The 14,031-nt window shown below is 71.4% G+C and carries 11 protein-coding genes; 6 read left to right on the forward strand and 5 right to left on the reverse strand.

All coding sequences use genetic code 11. The annotated features are described in order from the left end of the window. Positions 1-57: 57 nt before the first annotated feature. From CAP_RS46210 to CAP_RS34860, 4 genes are read left to right on the forward strand one after another with little or no spacing between them, the layout of a single operon-like run. Positions 58-1,335 (forward strand): hypothetical protein, encoded by a 1,278-nt coding sequence (locus tag CAP_RS46210; RefSeq protein WP_156041416.1) that lies wholly within the window; start codon positions 58-60, stop codon positions 1,333-1,335. A gap of 14 nt (positions 1,336-1,349) precedes the next feature. Continuing rightward, positions 1,350-2,621 (forward strand): imelysin family protein, encoded by a 1,272-nt coding sequence (locus CAP_RS34850; RefSeq protein ID WP_052376536.1) that lies wholly within the window; start codon positions 1,350-1,352, stop codon positions 2,619-2,621. Next, positions 2,614-4,098, forward strand: a complete 1,485-nt coding sequence (locus CAP_RS34855) for an HTTM domain-containing protein (protein ID WP_081865583.1) — start codon at positions 2,614-2,616, stop codon at positions 4,096-4,098. Before CAP_RS34850 ends, CAP_RS34855 begins: the two co-directional genes overlap by 8 nt. Then, the gene (locus CAP_RS34860; protein WP_156041417.1) at positions 4,065-6,407 is read left to right on the forward strand and encodes a TonB-dependent receptor family protein; all 2,343 of its coding nucleotides are present in this window, start codon (positions 4,065-4,067) and stop codon (positions 6,405-6,407) included. Before CAP_RS34855 ends, CAP_RS34860 begins: the two co-directional genes overlap by 34 nt. Here CAP_RS34860 and CAP_RS34865 read toward each other — a convergent pair. The 5 genes from CAP_RS34865 to CAP_RS34885 all read right to left on the reverse strand — a co-directional run bounded on the left by CAP_RS34865 (position 6,336) and on the right by CAP_RS34885 (position 11,656). Next, positions 6,336-7,838 (reverse strand): sensor histidine kinase, encoded by a 1,503-nt coding sequence (locus CAP_RS34865; RefSeq protein ID WP_044248936.1) that lies wholly within the window; start codon positions 7,836-7,838, stop codon positions 6,336-6,338. The genes CAP_RS34860 and CAP_RS34865 overlap by 72 nt on opposite strands. Continuing rightward, positions 7,835-8,524 carry a response regulator transcription factor gene (locus CAP_RS34870; protein WP_044248939.1) on the reverse strand — a complete coding sequence of 230 codons (690 nt, stop codon included), beginning with the start codon at positions 8,522-8,524 and terminating at the stop codon, positions 7,835-7,837. Before CAP_RS34870 ends, CAP_RS34865 begins: the two co-directional genes overlap by 4 nt. 24 nt (positions 8,525-8,548) lie before the next feature. Continuing rightward, on the reverse strand, positions 8,549-8,767 hold the full coding sequence (locus CAP_RS34875; protein WP_044248989.1) for a hypothetical protein: 219 nt from the start codon (positions 8,765-8,767) through the stop codon (positions 8,549-8,551). 106 nt (positions 8,768-8,873) lie between these two features. After that, a complete protein-coding gene (locus tag CAP_RS46215; protein WP_081865584.1) occupies positions 8,874-9,521 on the reverse strand; it encodes a Spy/CpxP family protein refolding chaperone in 648 nt (215 codons plus the stop codon). A gap of 248 nt (positions 9,522-9,769) precedes the next feature. Beyond that, on the reverse strand, positions 9,770-11,656 hold the full coding sequence (locus CAP_RS34885) for a hypothetical protein (RefSeq protein ID WP_044248942.1): 1,887 nt from the start codon (positions 11,654-11,656) through the stop codon (positions 9,770-9,772). Positions 11,657-11,800: 144 nt separating this feature from the next. Here CAP_RS34885 and CAP_RS34890 point away from each other — a divergent pair, with 144 nt between their 5' ends. Together CAP_RS34890 and CAP_RS34895 are read left to right on the forward strand one after the other, a co-directional pair. After that, entirely contained in the window at positions 11,801-12,343 is a 543-nt protein-coding gene (locus CAP_RS34890; RefSeq protein ID WP_156041418.1) for a hypothetical protein, read from the forward strand. Beyond that, positions 12,340-13,938, forward strand: coding sequence for a GMC family oxidoreductase (locus CAP_RS34895; protein WP_044248948.1), 1,599 nt, complete (start codon positions 12,340-12,342; stop codon positions 13,936-13,938). Before CAP_RS34890 ends, CAP_RS34895 begins: the two co-directional genes overlap by 4 nt. Positions 13,939-14,031 lie beyond the last annotated feature (93 nt).

Consider the following 14,031-nt stretch of genomic DNA (forward strand, 5'->3'; position numbering starts at 1 on the left):
TCCGCAACATTCCTGCGGACGGCTTTCGCTCTTCCACTCGCTGTTAAGGAGAATCCGATGCTTCGATCTGTGCTCGTTCGTGCTCTCACGCTGACCCTGCCCCTGACGATGCTCGCCGTTGCTTGCGACGACGGCGGGGACGAGGGGTCCACGGAGGCCACCACGACGACCACCTCCTCCTCCACCTCCGGACCGGGCGGCGCCGGTGGGGAGGGTGGCAACGGTTCTGGCGGCAACGGTGGTGAAGGGGGCTCGGTCCAGGATGCGTGCGCCCCCGCCGATCCGGACACGTACGATGGCGCGAACTTCGAGACCAACGCGGCCGCGGAACTCGCGCTGCGGACCCACCTCACCAACCTGAACCAGGCGATGCGGAACGCGGAGATCGACCTGACGGTCACGCCGTCGGCCGACGAGCTGCTCGAGCTCTACGACGCCGGGACGCCGAGCCTCCTGGAGCTCACCACGGACTACTACGGGGACCAGATCCTGTCCGTGCTGGAAGCCTTCGCCGAGGCCGCAGGCAACACCTGGACGCCCGCGGAGCCGCCGGTCCCGCCGGGGGGCCAGTACGGCGCGTACATCTTCTCGGAGTACGGCACCGACCTGCGGCAGGCCGTCGAGAAGGGGCTGTTCGGGGCGGTGTTCTACCACCACGCGGTCACCCTCGCGGGCGGCACGATCGACGAGGCGACCATCGACCGGATGCTCGCTGCGTTCGGCGCGCACCCGACGTTCCCGGGTGACAGCGAGACGACCGATCCGGCGGTGAACCCGAACCCCGATCGCATCGGCGCCCAGTACGCCGAGCGCCGGAGCCCGAAGTCTGCCGACGGGCCGAACCGCCCCGCCGATCCCGCGAACCCCGGCCCCTACTTCCGCATCAAGGCGGACTTCATCAAGGCCCAGGCCGCGGCGCGCGCGGGCTCGGCGTGCGACGCGGAGCGGGACGAGGCGATCCAGCGCATCCTGCAGGAGTGGGAGCGGGTCAACGCGGCCACGGTGATCTACTACATGAACAGCGCGTCCACGCAGCTCACCACGGACGGCGCGCCGACCGCCACGCTCGCTGCGGGGCTACACGGCTACGGCGAGGGGACGGCGTTCCTCCACGGCTTCCGCGGGCTGCCCGTCGAGGGTCGGATCATCACCGACGCGCAGCTCGACACGCTGCTCGGCAGCATCGGCGCGGCGCCCGGCGAGACGCCCACGTCCTACCGGCTCATCACCGACCCGGCCGCGTCGGTGCCGAACCTGGTCGCGGCGATCGGTGAGATCGCCACGATCTACGGGTTCACGCCCCAGGACGTCGACGCCTTCAAGGTCAACCACTGAGCCAGGGTCGAGGGATGCGCACTTCCCGGAGCGGGCTCTTGCTCACTGGCGCGCCGATCGCCGCTGCCGTCGCGCTCTACGCGCTGTCGAGCGGCTGCGAGCGGGTGTCGTACTACTCCACCTCGGGCAGCGCTCCATCGGGGACAGGCGCAACCACGACCACGGCGGCGAGCACCGGGCCCGGCGGTCCGTCGGGTGAGGTGACGCGGTCGCAGGTGCTCGCCGCGGTGGGCACCTGCGCCGCTGCGCTCTACACGAGCGTGGCGGCCGCGGCGGTGGAACTCGACACGGCCACACAGGCTGCGTCGGGCAGCGATGTCGAGGCCCGCGCCACCGCGCGCGAGGCGTGGGGGAAGATGATGGATCTCTGGCAGCAGGCAGAGCTGCTCAGGATCGGCCCCGCCGGCCCCACGGCGCTGCCGCAGGGACAGTCGCTGCGGGACTACGTGTACTCGTGGCCTCTCACCAGCCGCTGCCTCACGGAGCAGACGATCGTGTCGAAGGCCTACGAGGCGAGCAGCTTCGCGCAGACGGCGCTCATCAACGTGCGGGGCCTGGCCGCGACGGAGTACCTGCTCTTCTACGAGGGAGCGGACAACGCCTGTGGCGCGAGCGCCACCATCAACTCGGCAGGCACGTGGGCCGCGCTTGGCCCCGCCGAGCTCGCGGCCCGCAAAGCGGCTTACGCTGCGGTGGCGACGGCCGACGTGGTGGCGAAGACACGGCAGCTCGCCGACGCGTGGGCGCCCGACGAGGGGAACTTCGGGGCGGCCCTCGCGAACGCCGGAGAGTCTGGCTCACCGTTCTCGAGCGCGCAGATGGCGCTCAACGCGGTGAGCGACGGGATGTTCTACGTGGAGCGGGAGGTGAAGGACCTCAAGATCGGCCGGCCCCTCGGGCTTTACGAGTGCGCGACCGACACCTGCCCCGAGGCGGTGGAGTCGCGCTACGCGCGCGTCGCCATCCGCCACGCACGCAACAACCTCGCCGGCTTTCGCCGCATCTTCGCCGGCTGCGACGAGGGGGATCAGGTGGGCTTCGACGATCTGCTCACCGCCTCGGGCTCCGGCGCGCTGGCGGAGCGCATGCGCGCGGACGTCGACGCAGCCATCACCGCCGCCGAAGGGTTCTCGGATCCCGACCTGATCGGCGCGCTCGCCAGCGACCGCGCCCAGGTCGAGGCGCTCCACGCGAGCGTCAAGAAGATCACCGACGCGCTCAAGACCGAGTTCGTCTCGGTGCTCGATCTGGAGATCCCGCAGGTGGTCGAGGGGGACAATGACTGAGGAGGGCGGCGGAACGCCCTCGGGTCCGCGGCGGGCGTGGCTCGACCGGGCCCAGGCCGTGCTGCTCGCGCCAAAAGACGCGGCAGGTCTCGCGGCGTTCCGCTTCCTCTTCGGGCTCCTCGGCTTCGTCAGCGCCCTGCGCTTCCAGGTGTACGGGTGGGTCGACGATCTCTTCGTCACCCCCCGCTTCACCTTCCATTACTTCGGTGCGGGGTGGGTGGCGCCGCTGGGGCCCGCGGCGACGCACGCGCTGTTCCTGGCCCTGACGGTGCTGTCGGCGTGCGTCGCGCTCGGCCTCTTCTACCGCCCCGCCGTCGTGCTGCTCTGCCTGGGCTTCACGTACGTCCAGCTCCTCGACGTCACCAACTACCTCAACCACTACTATCTGTTCAGCCTCCTGGCCGCGCTCATGGCGCTCATGCCGCTGAACACGGCCCACGCCCTCGATGCGCGCCTGTTCCCGCGCATCCGGCGGCAGGCGTTCCCCGCGTGGTGCACCTACCTGCTGCGCTTCCAGGTCGGCGTGGTGTACACCTTCGCCGGCCTCGCGAAGGTCACGGAGGACTGGCTCGTCCACGCGCAGCCCCTCCAGATCTGGCTCGCCGCGCGCACGGATCTGCCGCTCCTCGGCCCCCTCCTCACGCTCCCCGAGGCCGCGCACGTCATGAGCTGGGCAGGGTGCCTCTTCGATCTGTCGGTGGCGTGGTTCCTCCTCGCGCCGCGCACCCGCCCCTTCGCATACGTCGCCCTCCTCGTCTTCCATGCGCTCACCAAGCTCCTCTTCCCGATCGGGATGTTCCCGGCGATCATGGTCGTCGCGGCCATGGTCTTCTTCTCCCCCGGCTGGCCTCGCCGCTTCTTGCCAGCACGGTGGGCGGCGCGCCTCTTCAGCCCAGACACACCCCTCGCGGCGTCCCCTCCCCTCGCTGGTGCCCCTTCCACAGCCACCGCGTCCGCCTCGCCGTGGCTCGGGCCAATCCTCGCCCTGACCGGCGTCTACATGGCCCTCCAGCTCTTCTTGCCGCTGCGCACCCACCTCTACGGAGGCAACGTCCTCTGGCACGAGCAGGGCATGCGCTTCTCCTGGCGGGTCATGGTCCGGGAGAAGAACGGCAGCGTCACCTACCGCGTGACGAACCCCACGACGGGCCGCACCACCGAGGTCCACCCCCGCAAGTACCTCGATCAGCGGCAGCAGCGTGAATTCTCGGCGCAGCCCGATCTGATCCTGCAGCTCGCGCAGCACATCGCCGATGATGTCGGGAACCGCGACGGGGTTCGTCCCATCGTGCAGGTCGACGCCATCGCTTCTCTCAACGGACGCCGCCCTGCGCGGCTCATCAATCCCGACATCGATCTCGCCCGTACCCCTGATTCGCTCGCCCGCGCTGCGTGGATCATGCCCGCCCCGAACGAGCCTCCTCCAGTCATCCGCCCCGTCGCATGGAAATCTGCAAGCTACGACGCCTCCCGCTGATCGCCCCGCTCTTCGCCGTCCTCCTCGCCGCGCCCGATGCGGGCGCCCAGGGCTCGCCCGACGTGCCACAGGATGCCGGACAGGTGCCGCCCACGGACGCCTCTCCTCCTGCTGCCCCGGAAGCCGCCGCACCTGTCGACCCGAGCGGTGACGCCGCGGTCGAGGTGGCCGCAGGAGGCACCCCCGCCGCCGATGCGGAGCCCGAGCTCCAGGACCCCACCGAGGTCACCGTGGTCGGCACCCGCGCGCGCGAGACCAGCGGCTCGGCGCACGTCATCCGATCGAAGCAGCTCGAACGCTTCGAGTACGACGACCCGCACCAGGTCCTGACCAGCGTCCCCGGCATCTACGTGCGCGGCGAGGACGGCTTCGGCCTCCGGCCCAACATCGGCATGCGCGGCGCCATCTCCGATCGCAGCAAGAAGCTCACCCTCATGGAGGACGGCGTCCTCTTCGGCCCCGCGCCCTACAGCGCGCCCGCGGCGTACTACTTCCCGCTCATCACCCGCATGAGCTCCGTGCGCGTGGTCAAGGGACCGTCCGCCATCGTCTACGGACCGCACACGGTCGCTGGGGCCATCGACCTCGTCACCGCGTCCATCCCGGAGGGGCCCAAGGTGATGCTCGACCTCGCCGCCGGGCAGTACTTCTCGCGCAAGATCCACCTCCGCGCGAGCACCTCCGACGAATCGGGGCGCTTCGGCGTCCTCGTCGAGGGGGTGCACCTCGGCAACACGGGCTTCAAGGATCTCGATGGAGGCGGCGACACCGGCTTCACCCGCAACGAGTGGATGGCCAAGGGCCGCTACGACCTCGGCACGGATCACGGCATCCACCAGGAACTGGAGCTCAAGGTCGGCTACTCGAACGAGGTCTCCAACGAGACGTACCTCGGCCTCAGCGACGCCGACTTCGAGGCCACGCCCTACCGCCGCTACGCCGCGAGCAGGCTCGATCGCATGGAGTGGAACCGCACCCAGATCGCGCTCACCCACCGCCTCCAGTTCGGCCCCGCGGTCGACCTCACCACCACCGCCTACCGGAACGACCTGCACCGCATCTGGAACCGCGTGCACAGCTTCCGCGGCGCCGCCTTCTCCACGGTCCTCGGCAACCCTGCGGACCCGCGCAATGCGCTCTTCTACAACGTGCTCACGGGCTCCATCCCGGCCACGACCTCCGAGGAGTCGCTCCTCATCGGCCCGAACGACCGCACCTTCGTCTCCCAGGGAGTGCAGACCACGCTGCAGTGGAGGCCCCGCACCGGCCCCATCACCCACCGCGTCGAGGTCGGCACCCGCGCCCACTACGACTCCATCGAGCGCCTCCACGAGCGCGACGGCTACATCCTGGAGGGCGACGCGCTGGTCGGCGACGGCACCCCCACCGTCGTCGAGGCCCGAAACCTCGCGTCGACGCTGGCGCTCTCGATGTACGCCGTCGACGCCGCCACCTGGGGCCCGGTCACCCTCACCGCCGGCGCCCGCCTCGAGTCCATCCACGGGCGCTTCGAGGACTACCTCACCGACGTGCGCTCCGGCGGCATCCAGCAGGTCGTCCTCCCCGGCGCCGGCCTCTTCGTGGCGCTCCCCCACGAACTCGGGGCGTTCGTCGGCGTCCACCAGGGGTTCTCGCCCATCCCTCCCGGGCAGAGCGATCTCGTCAAGCCCGAGAAGAGCGTCAACTACGAGGCCGGCGTCCGCTGGTCACCGCGCCGCTTCCGCGCGGAGCTGATCGGCTTCTTCAACGACTACTCGAACCTCGCCAACGTGTGCACCTACTCCACGGGCTGCATCAACGACGGCATCGACCAGCAGTTCGACGGCGGACAGGCCGACGTGTACGGGCTCGAAGCCTACGTCGAGAGCGAGCAGGAGGTCGCCGAGGGCATCACCATCCCCGGGCGGCTCGCCTACACCTTCACCCGCGCCATCTTCACGAACGACTTCAGCTCCGCCGACCCCATCTTCGGCACGGTCTTCGAGGGCGACACCGTCCCCTACGTCCCCACCCACCAGCTCTCGGCCTCCGTCGGCGTCGAGGTGGGGCGCATCGGGGTCAACGTCGCGGGGACCTACGTCAGCGAGATGCGCGAGATCGCTGGCGCGGGCGACCCAGGGCCGGGCGAGGCCACGGACGCCTACTTCCTGCTCGACGCCAGCGCGAACGTGAAGGTCTTTGAAGGGCTGACGCTCTACACCACCGGCAAGAACCTGCTGAACAGCACCTACATCGCGTCACGACGCCCATTCGGCGCGCGACCCGGAGCCCCGATCTGGATCCAGGTCGGCGCGAAGATCGAGCTGTAGCCCCACCCGCGCACCGCCCTCGGCGCGGTTCTCCGCGTACGCCGCCCCCCCGTGCGCCTCGGCGATCCGCTTGCAGAGCGAGAGCCCGAGGCCGAGCGCACCCCGCGTCTCGCCCCCTGCCCTGTCTCCCACCTTCTCCGTCCTCTTCCCCTCGCCGCGGTAGAACGGCGCGAACACCCGCCCCTCCTCGCCCACCGCGAAGCCGGGCCCGGCGTCCTCCACCTCGAAGGCGACGCCGTCCCCGCGGGCCCTCACCCTCATCCGCACCACGCCTCCCCCGTGCACCCGCGCGTTCTCCAGCAGGTTCGCGAGCGCCCGCGCGAGGAGCGTGGCGTCGGCCTCCAGCCACCCTGGCGCGCTCTCGTCCACCTCCAGCACACTCGGATCGAGCCCCGCGCGCTCCAGGGCCCTCACCGCCACCTCCGCAGGCACGAGCCGGCTCACGGTCAGCGCCTCGAAGTCGAGCCGCGAACTCGCCAGCAGGTCCCCCACCAGCGCGTCGATCTCCACCACCTCGCGATCGAGATCGTCGAGCAGCTTCGCCCGCAACCGCGTGCCCGCTTGCGTCGCCTGCGTCGCTTGCGCCGCGTGGACGCCGGACATCTCCTGAGCATGGGCCCCCTCCTCTCCCTCCTCTCCCTCCTCGCCTTCTCCGTCGCGCGCCGGCGCCTCGCTCGCCCGCGCCATCTCGGTGAGCAGCCGGATCCGCGACAGCGGCGTGCGCAGCTCGTGGGACACCGCCGCCAGAAGCTCTCGCTGATCTGCGAGCTGCTTCGCGATGCGCGTGGCCATGTCGTTGAGCGTCTCCCCCACCAGCGCCACCTCGTCCACGCTCCGCCGGTCGATGTATACCCGGCTCCGGAGGTTGCCGTCGCCGATCTCCCGCGCCACGCGCGACAGCTCCCCCAGCGGATGCGCGAGCCTGCGGGAGATGATCCCCGAAACGGCCCACAGCGCACCGACGATCACCGCGAGCACGGTCACCATCCGCAGCGGCGCGCCCGGACGCAGGCGCGGGAAGCAGGCCGTCACGGAGCCGACGGCCTCGCCTGCGCGCGCCACGGGCACCTGGAACGCGCCGCGCGCGCTGCACGGTGGACCGTAAGCCGAGAGCCGCTGCCCTCCGGCGTCCTGCAGCGCCACCCCCGCCTCCAGCTCCTCGGCCAGCGAGCGCGCCAGCGCGTCGCGCTCCGCGGGCTCGGCCCAGACGCGCGCGAACTGGTGGCCCACGAGCGCCTCCACCCGCGCGACCTCCTGCCGGTAGCTCGAGGGCCAGCCCCCGCCGAGGAGGTGCATGGCCCCCGACACGGCCGCGACGGTCACCAGGATCGCCGCACAGAACCACACGAAGAGCCGCCGGTGCAGGCGCGCGCGCAGGTACCGCCGCACCCGACCCCCGCGCGGCGGCTCGTGCCTGCAGTGCCTCCTCACGTCACGTCCTTCGCGAGCACGTAGCCGACGCCGCGCACCGTCTTGATGAGCTTCGGAGACCGCGGATCGTCGCCGAGCTTCTGCCGCAGGTGCGAGATGTGCACGTCCACCGTGCGCTCTCCCACGTGCACGTCCGAGCGCCCCGCCTCCTCCAGCAGCGCATCGCGCGGGACCACGCGCCCCGCGCGTCGCGCCAGCGCCACCAGGATGTCGAACTCGATCCCCGTCAGCTCCGCCGCCTTGCCGGCCATGGTCACCACCCGCCCCGGCACGTCGATCACGATCTCCCCCACCACCAGGCGCTCACCGCCTCCGGCTTCCGCGCGACCCCGCCGCAGGACCGCGCGCAGCCGCGCCAGCAGCTCGCGCGGGCTGAAGGGCTTGGCGATGTAGTCGTCGGCGCCCATCTCCAGGCCCACCACCCGGTCCGCTTCTTCACCGCGCGCCGTGAGCATCAGGATGGGGATGGAGCTCTTCGCCCGCACCCGGCGCACCACCTCGATCCCGTCCATGCCGGGCATCATCACGTCGAGCAAGATGGCGTCGAATGTGCCGGCCGAGAGCGCGGCGAGCCCCCGCGGTCCATCGGGTGCCCCGGTGACGGAGAACCCGTTCTGCTCCAGGTAACTCGCGAGCAGCTCGTGCAAGCGGGCGTCATCGTCGATGAGCAGGATGCGCTGGGCCATGGCCTTCGAGGCGGGAAGGTACCATCACCAGGCGCGGACGGGAGCCGGGGCCTGCAGGGCCGCGCTTCCTCCTGCGCGCTCGGTGTCCGCGCGGCGGGCCGCGTCCACGCACACCGAGGCCACGTGGCGCTCGAACTCCGCGCGCCTCGCGTGCGCCCTGCACCGCATCGAGGAGAACCCCGAGGCGAACCCGCCGACAGTCCCCACGCTGAGCAGCACGATCATCAGCTTGCGACGCATCATGATGTCCTCTCCGTTCCGATCTTCACCGCGCGGATCACGAGCATCGCCCGCCCCAGCGCATCCCTCGCCACGCTTCTCGACACGCCTCCCGCCAGGTCCCGCGGCCTCAGGCCCACGGCGGCCCGCTCCGACGCTCGCCGCGCTCGCCGCGCTCGCCGCGCTCGCCGCGCTCGCCGCGCTCGTCACGATCCCAGTGGTCTCCCCCCTCGCCCTGCTCCCAGTGCGCGCCGCGCCCACCGAAGCCGCGGAAGAACCCCTCGCCTTCCATCATGTCGGCGAGCCGCTCGCGCTGCCTATCGTCGAGCACCGCGTGCACCTTCGCGAGGGCACCGACCACTTCCTTCCGCATCGCCGTCAGCGCCTCGTCGTGCCTCGCGAACAGCTCCCCGAGCCGCGTCTCGTCGAAGCTCGGGCTGCGCGTCGCCGCCGCCACGTCGGCCCGCGTCCGGCGCAGCTCGCCCCGGTGCGCTGCCATGGCCTCGCGCAGCTCGTCGACGGCCGCCGCGATCACCTTCTCCTGCGACGCCGTGGTGTCGAGCCTCTCGAAGAGCATCCCCAGCATGCGCCGACGCCCTCCGCGCATGCTCCATCCTCCCCACCGGCCGCGGCGCCCCTCGTGTCCCCAGGGGCCACGCGGACCGCCGAAGCGTCCGCCGCCGTAGCCACCGCATCCACCCCCGTACCCGTATGCACCGCGCCGCAACGTCGCCACGAGGCCCATCAGACAGGCCGCACCGATCACGAAACCCAGCATGTTCCTTACCCTCCGGCGGCATCGCCGCCATGACCCGGGCAAGGTGCGCCCCTCGTGTGAAGGCTCGTCCGGCGCTACCGTGAAGAAGTGCAAAGGTCGCCGCAGCGCCCGTCCTCACGGCATGGCGCCAGCGACGTGCGGGCCGCAGCGCGCTTCAGTCCTTCGCGCCAGCGATGTGCGCAGCGAAAGGGGTAGCGACCAGCGGGAGCGTAGGGGCTGAAGGCCCCTGATCCAGGGTACGCAGTACTTCAGGCTTTGCGGCGCTTGCCGGAGCTGTCGTCGGGGGAGGGGGGGAGGCGCGCCGACTCGGCGGCGATCTCCTCGGCGGAGGGCACGCTGTACGGGTTCGTCATCTCCATCTCGTCTTCGGCATCGATGGAGTTGAGCAGGGCGAGCAGACCGGAGGAGCCGCCGGAGCGGCCGCTCGTGGAGGTGCGAACCCCGGAAGGCGCGCCGGATTTCGGCTCGGAAGGCGGAGGGGCGCCGCGACCTGGATCGACCATGGCGGGCGGCGCGATGGCGCCGGGGCTACTGACGGGCGCCGGACTGCCCGAGGAGAGGCCCTCCATGATCGAGATCGCGTTGAGCCCGACACCTGCGGAAGTGGGGGGGCCTGCCGAAGCTGGAGGGCCTGCCGAAGGCGGCGGGCCTGCCGAAGCTGGGGGGCCTGCCGAAGGCGGCGGGCCTGCGAAAGCTGGCGCGCCCGCGGATGGCGGTGGCCCTGCCATCCCTGGAGGCCCCGAGGATGGCGGCGGACCTCCCTGGCCAACCGGGCCTGCGGGAGGAGGTGACCCTGCAATGCCGGGCGCGCCAGCAGCGCCAGGACCAGCGCCGGGACCCGCGAAACCTCCCGCGCCTGGGCCGGCCGAGGAGGGCCCGGGACTGGATGGAATGCCCGATCCGGGTGGCCCGCTCGACGACGGCGCGCCTGCCATCTGGATCATCGGCGGCGCGGGGATGGTCGTGGCGGTGTGCAGACCGGGAGGCACGGAGCCCCCGGGTTTGCTCACGGGCATGCCGCCGCGGAAGTCCTGACCAGGACCGGGATCGAGGGGCTGCATCGTGGCGGGCTTGCCAGGTCCCTGGTCGAAGCTGCCGCCGCGCGACGAGGGCGGTGGACTACCTGGAGGGCCGCCGCCCCGGCTCCCCTCCGGGAAAGGGTTGCTCACCATCCCTGGTGGACCCCCGGCGAGGGTCGGGGGGCCGCTCGAGAGCGGTGGGGGAGGTGTCGAGACAGGCGCCTGCACGCCGACCGCGCTGCCTGCGCTGCCGGCCGGATGCGCGGCTCCCGGGGCTGCGCCGATCTCCGGCGGCCGGTGGGACGCCTCGGATGCGGTGCCCTCGATCTTCGGCCGTGGAGCCTCGAAGCGCATCGATTTTTGCGCCGCGTTCAGCACCGGGATCAGGTCCCGCAGCGGGATGCTGGTGGCGATGATCTCCGGCACGGCGATGGACAGATCGCCCTCGGCGTGGAAGGGCACGCCGGGCCTGTCGCGCTCCTGCTGGAGCCGCGCCTCGTCGATCGCGACCCGCACTTCCAGGGGGATGCGCGTGTGCCACACCCGGCCCTCGATGGCGGTGCGCACGTCCCAGGGTGTCAGGATGGGCGTGCGCCCGATCCCGTCGAAGGGGCTGCGGTCCGTGAGCAAGGACTTGAACAGCCAGGTCATCAGCTCGTGGTGGACCTGGGTGTCCTGCTCCCATGGCAGCGACTCGCGGAAGAAGTTCCAGTACGCGCCGGCGGGCCCGTACACCGCGATCTCGAAGGGCTGGAACTGCTCCTCGAAGACCCGCACCGACACGTCGCCGTCGTCGATCACGGAGTCGAGCAGCGCGCCCTGGAAGTCCGGCGCCTTCTTGCGCGCGGCCTTCGGGGCGAGCCCCGTGAGCGATGAGGTCACGCGCTGGCGCAGGTCGGCGCGCTCGCGGAGCCAGCGCATCCGCTCCACCGCGCCCCACCGCTCGCGGAGCCGCACCGGGCTCCACCACGGCAGGTCGAGCTCGCGCAGCCGGGCCACCAGCTCGGCCACGAGCTGGAGCGCGGGCTCGCTCGCGAAGTGGGCGCGGGACTCCTTGCGGAGCGTCTCATCATCCTTCTTGTCGGGATCTCGATGCTGCAGCGGTCGCTCAGGCATGGGCCCTCCGGCGGGGAGGAAGTCTCCGCTTCATCATCGCTTCTATCACAAGCCGGCAGACCACCACGGGCGGACGGCACTGCGGCGCTCACTCCCGCACCACCGGTGTGTTTCAGCCCGAACAAACGGGATAGGCTGCGGCCGATGCAACCCGCACGTCGAACGCCGCTGGCCAGTGGAACGACGCCCGCAAGCCTCACCTCTCGCGCGAGCGACAGGCCGCGCGGGGGCCTGAGCGCGCTGGGGCACCGCGTGGCCTGGGCTGCTGCCGAGACCATCCTCTGCGACGAGGACGACACCGGCGCGCTGGTCCCGCCGGGCGCCGGGGTGTGCGACCGTGCCGTCCGTGGCCTCGACGAGTCGCTCGCCAGATCGAGCTCGGACCTGAGGCGCGGCTTCTGGGTGCTCTCGGTGCTCCTCGAGTTCCTTCCCTTCTTCGTGATCCTCACCCCGCGCCGCATGACCAGCTTGCCGCTCGCGCGGCGGCTCGCGTACCTGGAGGCGCTCGAGAACCACCGCATCGGGCTCCTCTCCATGCTCCTCGTGGCCTTCAAGGTACCGCTCTGCGTGCCGGCGTTCGAGGAGGGGGAGGAGCTGCGCGGCACGGGCTTCGATCGCGCCACCCTCTCCACCCGCCGGATCATGCTCGCCGAGGGTGTGCGGGCCTCGCAGGAGGAAGCAGCGTGAACCGGGAAATCGCCTCGACTGAACCCATCGTCGATGGCCGCGATCTCGCGGTCGGATTCGACGAGGCCTGCGACGTGGTGGTCGTCGGATCCGGCGCGGGGGGCGCGGTGATGGCCACCCTGCTCGCGGAGGCCGGCAAGCGGGTGATCGTGCTGGAAGAGGGGCCTTACCACCGCCCCGCGGACTACCAGCGCTTCCAGCCCAGCGAAGCGGTGCGGAAGATCTTCCGCGAGGCCGGCATGGCCACCGCCTTCGGCGTGGGTCAGACACCGATCATCTCCATGATGATGGGCCGCGGCGTGGGCGGCTCCTCGCTGGTCACGGGCGGCGTGTGCTTCCGCATCCCGGGCGAGGTGCACCACCACTGGACGCGCGAGCTGGGGCTCTCGGAACTCGGAGAAGTGCAGCTCGAAGCTGCCTACGAGGCCGTGGAGGCGCGCCTGCACGTGCGCGAGGTGCCGGAGACGATGCGCTCGGCGTCGACGCGGCTCTTCGTGGACGGCGCGCGCAAGCTCGGCATCGAGATGAAGCCCATCCACCGGAACACGGGCGATGACTGCGAGGGCAACGGCCGCTGCAACTTCACCTGTCCCGCCGGCGCGAAGCGGTCGGTGGACGTGTCGTACCTGCCGTCGGCGATCAAGAACGGCGCGCGGGTGGTCGCCGATGCGCTCGTGGAGCGCGTCCTCATCGACCGCGGCCGCGCTGCTGGCGTGGAGGGGCACCTGCTCGGGCGCGAGGGCGACCCGCGGCGCTTCAGGATCCGGGCTCCGGTGGTGGTCGCGGCGTGTGGCACGCTGCACACTCCCCTGCTCCTCTCCGCGAGCGGCGTCGGCCAGAAGAGTGGCGCCCTGGGCCGCAACATCACCCTGCACCCGGCGGCGCGCGTGGTGGCGCGCTTCGATCACCCGGTGAACGGCTGGGACGGCGCGCTGCAGAGCGTCTACTCGGACACCTTCGCGCCTGACGGCATCAAGCTGGTCGGCGTGTACACCGCGGTGAACGTGCTCGCCGCCGCGCTGCCCGGGGTGGGCCCCGCGCTCCGCCGCCGCGTGCGTGCGCTGCAGAACTGCGCGGTGTTCGGGGCGATGATCCACGACGAGGGAGGCGGCCAGGTGCGCACCGGGATGAGCCGCGAGCCCATGCTCTGGTACGAGATGGCGCCGCGCGACCTCGGGCGCCTGCGCCGCTCGATCACCATCCTCTGCGAGATGGCGCTCGCGGCGGGTGCGAAGGAGATCTTCACCCCGGTGTTCGGCTTCCAGCCGCTGAAGACCATGGACGAGGCGCGTGCGATGGAGCGCGCGACCATCGACGCGCGGCGGATGGAGTGCATGGCCTTCCACCCCCTCGGCAGTGCCCGCGTGTCGAACGATCCGCGGCGCGGCGTCGTGGATCAGAACGGTGAGTGCTTCGATCTACCGGGGTTGTTCGTGGCCGACGGCTCCATCCTCCCGACCAGCATCGGGGTGAACTCGCAGGAGCCGATCATGGCGATGACCACGCGCCTCGCCTGGCGCCTGAGCGAGCGCTTCCCGAAGCTCGCCCGCGCCGCCTCCCCGCGCTCCGTGCACGGCGCCGCGACCCTGGGGTGACTGCCCGCGGGGTCCTTCGCACGCGAAGACGGTCCCCGCGTCCACGCGCGCGCTCGCTCCGCCTGCGAAGACGGTCCCCGCGTCCACGCGCGC

Origin of the sequence: Chondromyces apiculatus DSM 436 (assembly GCF_000601485.1) — a bacterium.
Lineage (GTDB): Bacteria > Myxococcota_A > Polyangia > Polyangiales > Polyangiaceae > Chondromyces > Chondromyces apiculatus.